The sequence below is a fragment of the uncultured Maritalea sp. genome (genome assembly GCF_937139385.1).
GTDB lineage: Bacteria > Pseudomonadota > Alphaproteobacteria > Rhizobiales > Devosiaceae > Maritalea > Maritalea porphyrae_A.
The window spans coordinates 1-6,118 of record NZ_CAKZPW010000176.1; the positions used below are offsets into that span (position 1 = coordinate 1).

Here is a 6,118-nt window from a genome sequence, read left to right on the forward strand (position 1 = left end):
AGCGCGAATTGTTGGGATCAGTGTTCGCCAGCTATCTTCACTAACAACCTGACCCTCTTCAACCCATAAAATATTAATGCTCTCTGCACTTTTGATATTACTAATGTTTCGAGCAAGGCCGCGCCAATGTAATAGCCCAAAAGACCGCCAAGTACGGATGCGACGGTGCAGATGAGCGCAAACCACCACGCTTTTTCACGTTTGGCCAAAACCATTGGGATCAGCATCACATCTGGCGGCATGGGAAAAAATGAACTCTCCGCGAAGGAGATGGCGCCAAGGGCTTTGGGGGCATGTTTGGATGCGCCAAGCGCTAAAACCCAGTCATATAGGCGTCTAATCACGTCACTTTTCCTCAAATTCTGACAAGGACAAGCCGCCCTTTTGGTCCACAGATGTAATCAGTTTGAAATTCGTGTCAATCAGTGATTGACGCGGGGGTGTTTTTGAGTATATTCCGCCCCCATCACCTTAGTGCGGGTGTGGCGGAACTGGTAGACGCGCGGGATTCAAAATCCCGTTCTTTCGGGAGTGGGGGTTCGATTCCCTCCACCCGCACCAAACAAAAACCCCGGTTGGCTTTTGCCAGGCGGGGTTTTGTTTTTTAGTCCTTAGCGTGCAGCCGGACCCATTTTTTCATGCCGTGGGCAAAAGCGTCTAGTCGCTGTTCCAAGTCGGGGCTAATTGGTTGGTCTGGTGTTGGCAGTTGGCTTTTGATGTCGTTCACAAACACCATTGGTCGTTGCATGGTAAAGGCTCCCATTGCAACGAGGGTGTGGCGCAAACTTGCTTGGGCATATCGGGTACCCCAGACGCCTGTGGTGCCGCCCAATATGGCAACAGGCTTTTCATTCAGTGCCGGGCTGATTGATATCCAATCGAGTAAGTTTTTTAGAACACCTGGAACGGATTGGGCATATTCTGGTGTTGCTATAACCACCCCATCGACGTTTTCGATCTTCTCGCAAAGGTTTAGAACGGCGGCGGGGCGTTTCTCGACGGGTCTCATATCTTCATTAAAGAGCGGTATGGTTGAAAGACCCTGATAGATTTCCAGGTCGATTTGCTCCTGTGTTGTGCTTTTTTGCAGTGCTTCCAACAATTGAAAATTATACGAGTTCTGCCGGAGGCTGCCAGCGATGCCTAGAAATCTTGCTGAATGGGACACGTCGTTACCTTTTCGAAGTTTTCTTTGTTGTAGGGCGATCGAATAAAGAAAGCAATATCTTTTCTTATTTGAAGCGGCCGCAATCGAAATGGGGTGCGGCGTGCCGCCGCGGCACCTGCGGCAAAAAATCGCTAATGGTTTATGCTTACTTAACTGATTTTGAGGCACATTGGCCCGTACATAACCGGCCAAGGGGCAGGTAAGTAGCATACTCGTTAGGGCGTTGTCGGGGCAAACGCGCGCTTGAAAAAACGAAGATTGAACACACCCTTGGTCGAATTTAGCGCTTTGGACCACGCACATTGTGTGTGTTCCAAGACTTTAGCCGGGGTAACAAGGCATGCATAAACTCAAGATATCTGCACGGATTTATTTATTGGTGGCACTGTCCATGCTCACAGTTGGGCTGTTGGCTTATTTGAGCATCTCCAACATCAATAATACGCGCACAAATTTGCGCTCACAAGAATTGGTGTCACTCACTGATTCCGCAATTGCAATCGTGCAAGCCAACTTTGATCGAGCAGAAGCGGGCGAGGTAAGTGTTGCTGAAGCGCAAGCCGCTGCACTGCGATCAATTGAGGACATTCGATACCGTGGCGCCGAGTATTTCTTTGCCGTTGACGATAGCGGTGTGATGATTATGCATCCATTTGCAAAGCAACTTGTGGGCGGCAATCAGCTGGGGCTGAAAGACGTGAATGGCAAGGCCATTTTTGTCGACATGATTGCCATTGCCAAAAAAGATGGCGCAGGCTTCATGGAATATGTCTGGCCGCGCGGGAAAGAAAAGACGCCGGTCGATAAAAATAGCTACGTTTCTTACTTTGCACCTTGGGGATGGATCGTTGGCACTGGCGTCTATATCGATGATTTGCGCGCCGCAAACCAAGAAACCATTATGCAGCAATTGGGGTTAACCGCCGCGATTGCTGGTGCGTTGTTGATCTTGGCCTATGTTATTGGCCGATCAATTACGAAACCGATTGATGGCTTGACCCGGGTGATGGGAAAACTCGCCGCCCGTGAGTATGAGGTTGAGGTTGTTGGTGCAGACCGGCAGGATGAAATTGGCGAAATGGCCCGTGCGGTTGAGATCTTTAGAGAGAACGGTCTGAAAATTGACCAGTTGAGCGAAGAAGACACCGAACGACAGGCACAAACACGCGAAGAGCGTGCGCAAATGATGCAGAACCTGCAAACGGCATTCGGCAAAGTTGTTGATGCTGCTGGTCGGGGCGATTTTTCCAATCGTGTTGATATGGAGTTTCCAGATCCAGAGCTGAACACTTTGGGCACCAGCGTGAACGGATTGGTGGATACGGTTGAGCGCGGTTTGCGTGAAACGGGCGAAGTGCTTGCCGCACTGGCCAAAACTGATCTGACCCAGCGTGTTGAGGGCGAATACCAGGGCTCGTTCCTTAAACTGAAGCAAGATACCAATGCTGTTGCTGATCGGTTGACAGAAATTGTTGGTCGTCTGCGTGAAACGTCAAGCGGTTTGAAATCTGCCACAGGTGAAATTCTCACCGGTGCGAATGATCTGAGCGAGCGCACAACTCGCCAGGCGGCAACCATTGAAGAAACATCAGCTGCGATGGAGCAATTGTCTGAAACGGTCGCCGACAATGCGCAAAAAGCACAATTGGCCACGCAAAAGACCGCCCAAGCTTCCCAGCTTGCATCTGAAGGTGGGGAAGCGATGACCCATGCGACGGGTGCCATGGAGAAAATTACCAGTTCATCATCCAAAATCTCCAACATCATTGGCATGATCGACGATATCGCATTCCAAACCAATCTGTTGGCGCTAAACGCTTCTGTGGAAGCGGCACGCGCTGGCGAGGCGGGCAAGGGCTTTGCGGTTGTGGCGGTTGAAGTGCGACGGTTGGCACAGTCTGCGGCCCAAGCGTCTTCAGAAGTGAAAGTATTGATTGAGCAAAGTGCTGGCGAAGTTGCCGAGGGAACAAAACTGGTTTCTGGGGCGTCGGCAAAGCTTGGTGAGATGCTTTCTGCGGTGCAAGAAAATGCGGCATTGATGTCTGAAATTGCACAGGCTTCAAAAGAACAGTCAAATGCCATTTCTGAAGTGGGCACTGCCGTGCGCCAAATGGACGAGATGACTCAGCACAACGCAGCACTTGTGGAAGAAACAAATGCTGCGATTGCACAAACTGAAACTCAAGCCAGCGAACTAGATGAAATCGTTGATGTGTTTCGGATTAGCGGTTCAGCCTCATACGAAAAACCAGTTGAAGTTCGTGCTCCGCAGCAAAAGGCCGCTGCACCGGCAAGGGCTTCTTATGCCAGCCAAGGCAATGCAGCGATCAGTGAAGATTGGGCTGAATTCTAGCACTCCCCATTGCGGCAATTGAAATAAGTGGGCGGGAAGGTTTTTACCTTTCCGCTCATTCCATTTTGAGCAACAGGTCTTGAAATAGTGCACCAAATTGTGCTTCAGATTCTTCTATTGTGCCGGTGTTTGTGGTGAAGGCCGCGACAATGTCATGCTTAGGTTCAACGATCAGAAATGCGTACCACATGGTGTTTGAGCCATTATGGAAAAGCACTTCACCATCCAATGGCGTACGTGGGGGGATGATGATCCAGCCGGCGGCATATCTTTCATTGTGTTTGGTCAGCTCGCTTGGGGTGTGCAAACGTCTTTCGGTCGTAGCTGACATAAATGAAGTGCTGCCATTTAGGGCGTCCAAATGCATTTGCCCATAGTGGGCCAAATCCCTTATCGACATATGAACTGTGCCCGCTGGGCCGATGATTGGTGTGTTATCAGAGCCAGGGCTTTGCGGGTCAGCGGCGCTGGTGAATAGAAAGAACCTTGTCGCATGGCCCCACGGTTGTTCGCCCTTTGGCGCGCCAAAGCCCGCGCTTGAAAGCTGAAGGGGGGCGAACAATTCCTCTTGCACGAGCGTTTCCCAGCTTTTGTTGGTGGCTTGCTCTGCAATGTAGGCGGCGATGGTGTACCCCAAATTTGAATAAGCAAAGGTCGTGTTTGGTGCATTCTGCGGCGGTTTGCTAAGTGCCCCCAAAACTGCTTTTTCTCGTGCTTGCAACAAAGCGGTTTCATCGGCGAAACTGTTGTTGAGCATCGTTGGAATGTTGAAATTGCCTTTGGCGCCTGATGTGTGTTGAAGCAGTTCAATTAGTTTAACGGGGTACCAAGCGATATCGATTTGAGATTTCTGGTTGGGCAATAGCTCAGCAATTGTTGCGTCAAAGTCCAATTGGTTTTTGTCAACGAGGCGCCCAATCATGCTGGCGGTCATGGATTTAGTAATGGAGCCAATATGCCATTTGTCTGTCGACTGGATTTTGTCCTGCTTTCCTTTTTGCCGCACACCGCTTTGACTTTGCGCGATGATCTGCCCTTTGTGCATCACAATTCCCGCGTTGCCGAATTGGTCCGCAGCCTCCCGAATTTCTGGTAGTCTTTGCTCTAGAAGTGTTTGAATATCTGATGGCATGTTCACGGGTTGGGCTCGCGCGTTAGGGATGGTTATGGAAAAACTTGTGATTGAGAAAAGAGTTGCAACTGCAAAACGGTTTAGGGGCAAAAAATGTGGAAACATAAAGGTTGGGCTTTCAGTATATTAAAACATATGAGATATATTTAATATGCCAAATGTCCCTATTCAAGATGCAGCAGAAGAATTTGTTCTAACGACACCTGAGCAATTGCATGCCTTGGGTGCGCCAGCCAGCCGCGCTCTGTTTCAAGGGTTGCTTGGCTTGGGCGAAGGCTCCATCAAGGAAATTGCGCAGAGCATCGGCAAATCTCCGCATTCGCTCTATCATCACATGGATAAATTGTTGGCTGTGGGTCTGGTGGTTGTGGCAGGCGAGCGCCGTTCTGGTGCACGCAATGAAAAGCTTTATCGCCCGATTTCGCACCTTTTGGCCACCGATCCGCTTAATCGCGATCCAGCCTATTTGGCCGCAATTGCTGACAATGGGGAGGCGGGCTATCGGCAGGCGGCGCGTGCATTGCGCCGCTCTTTGTTGGATGGTCGGGCGCAATTGGGCACAGAAAAACGTAACGCTCTGGCATTGCAGTTTACTGTGCCGTTGACCACAAAACAGCTCCACGATCTGACCGCGCGCATTGATTCACTTGTGTTGGACTATACAAAAGGTTTGGAAATGTCGGAGGAGGGTGAATTTCACCTCATTACATTGGGTTTAAGCCCTGCGGGCTGACGTTGGCCATCACTTTGCCTTAATGCATTTGCATCAGGCTGAACGTGTGGGTACAAGTTGGACACGTTTCAAAAGAAGTTGGGTAATGATGCGCGGATTGCGTCAGTTTTTCATCGCTGTTGTGGTTTTGATTGCGACCAGTGCGCCGGGGTTGGCTATTCCCCAGTTGCTGATCGACATGCAAAGTGGCGAAGTGCTTTTTGAAGAAGATGCGGGGGTTGCCTGGCATCCAGCTTCATTGACCAAATTAATGACGGCCTATGTGACGTTTGAAGCCATTGCGTCAGGGCAGGTCAACTTGGATACGCCCGTTATAATGTCGGCGAATGCTCTTAAGGCGCCACCCAGCAAAATGGGCTTTCCTGTTGGCACTGCAATAACACTAGAGGATGCGCTCTATTTGCTGATTGTTAAATCGGCCAACGATGTAGCCATCGCGTTGGCGGAAACAATTGGCGGATCGGAAGGCAAATTCGTCACCCTAATGAATGCCCATGCGAAAAACTTGGGGCTCTCCAATACCTTTTTTGTTAATCCAAATGGCCTGCATGAAAGTGAACAGGTCACAAGTGCGCGTGACTTGGCCATTCTTTCTGTGGTGATCCGCAATCGATATCCGCAGTATGATGGCATGTTTGACACGCGCACGGTTGAATTTGGAAAGGCCAAATTGGCCTCATACAATATTCTGCTCACCAAATTTCGTGGCACGACCGGCCTGAAAACCGGCTA

6 protein-coding genes, 1 tRNA gene and 1 pseudogene are annotated in these 6,118 nt (G+C 50.1%); 4 read left to right on the forward strand and 4 right to left on the reverse strand.

Features of this window, described 5'->3' with window-relative positions:
• Positions 1-189, reverse strand: a 189-nt coding sequence (locus tag Q0231_RS07715; RefSeq protein WP_367274480.1) for a phage terminase large subunit, incomplete at its 3' end; no start/stop codon positions are given.
• Positions 123-344 (reverse strand): annotated as a pseudogene (locus tag Q0231_RS07720) (YqaA family protein); the annotation flags it as partial. The gene Q0231_RS07715 and the pseudogene Q0231_RS07720, both read right to left, overlap by 67 nt.
• Before the next feature lie 132 nt (positions 345-476).
• On the opposite strand from Q0231_RS07720, the gene Q0231_RS07725 reads away from it, so the two are divergent.
• Positions 477-561: transfer RNA gene (locus Q0231_RS07725), tRNA-Leu, on the forward strand.
• A gap of 43 nt (positions 562-604) precedes the next feature.
• Here the strand turns inward: Q0231_RS07725 and Q0231_RS07730 are convergent.
• Positions 605-1,168, reverse strand: a complete 564-nt coding sequence (locus Q0231_RS07730) for an NADPH-dependent FMN reductase (protein WP_299346887.1) — start codon at positions 1,166-1,168, stop codon at positions 605-607.
• Positions 1,169-1,508: 340 nt separating this feature from the next.
• On the opposite strand from Q0231_RS07730, the gene Q0231_RS07735 reads away from it, so the two are divergent.
• Positions 1,509-3,521, forward strand: a complete 2,013-nt coding sequence (locus tag Q0231_RS07735; RefSeq protein WP_299346889.1) for a methyl-accepting chemotaxis protein — start codon at positions 1,509-1,511, stop codon at positions 3,519-3,521.
• A gap of 55 nt (positions 3,522-3,576) precedes the next feature.
• On the opposite strand, the gene Q0231_RS07740 is transcribed toward Q0231_RS07735, so the two are convergent.
• Entirely contained in the window at positions 3,577-4,653 is a 1,077-nt protein-coding gene (locus tag Q0231_RS07740; RefSeq protein WP_299346894.1) for a serine hydrolase domain-containing protein, read from the reverse strand.
• A 151-nt stretch (positions 4,654-4,804) separates the two neighbouring features.
• On the opposite strand from Q0231_RS07740, the gene Q0231_RS07745 reads away from it, so the two are divergent.
• A complete protein-coding gene (locus tag Q0231_RS07745) occupies positions 4,805-5,386 on the forward strand; it encodes a helix-turn-helix domain-containing protein (protein WP_299346890.1) in 582 nt (193 codons plus the stop codon).
• A gap of 85 nt (positions 5,387-5,471) precedes the next feature.
• Positions 5,472-6,118 (forward strand): D-alanyl-D-alanine carboxypeptidase family protein (locus Q0231_RS07750; protein ID WP_299346892.1); only part of this gene is annotated, 647 nt, incomplete at its 3' end.

What these genes read in the sequence shown, in the direction of transcription:
- Q0231_RS07735 (WP_299346889.1), top strand. Translation starts at nt 1,509, where the DNA reads ATGCATAAACTCAAGATATCTGCACGGATTTATTTATTGGTGGCACTG.
- Q0231_RS07740 (WP_299346894.1), bottom strand. Translation starts at nt 4,653, where the DNA reads ATGCCATCAGATATTCAAACACTTCTAGAGCAAAGACTACCAGAAATT.
- Q0231_RS07745 (WP_299346890.1), top strand. Translation starts at nt 4,805, where the DNA reads ATGCCAAATGTCCCTATTCAAGATGCAGCAGAAGAATTTGTTCTAACG.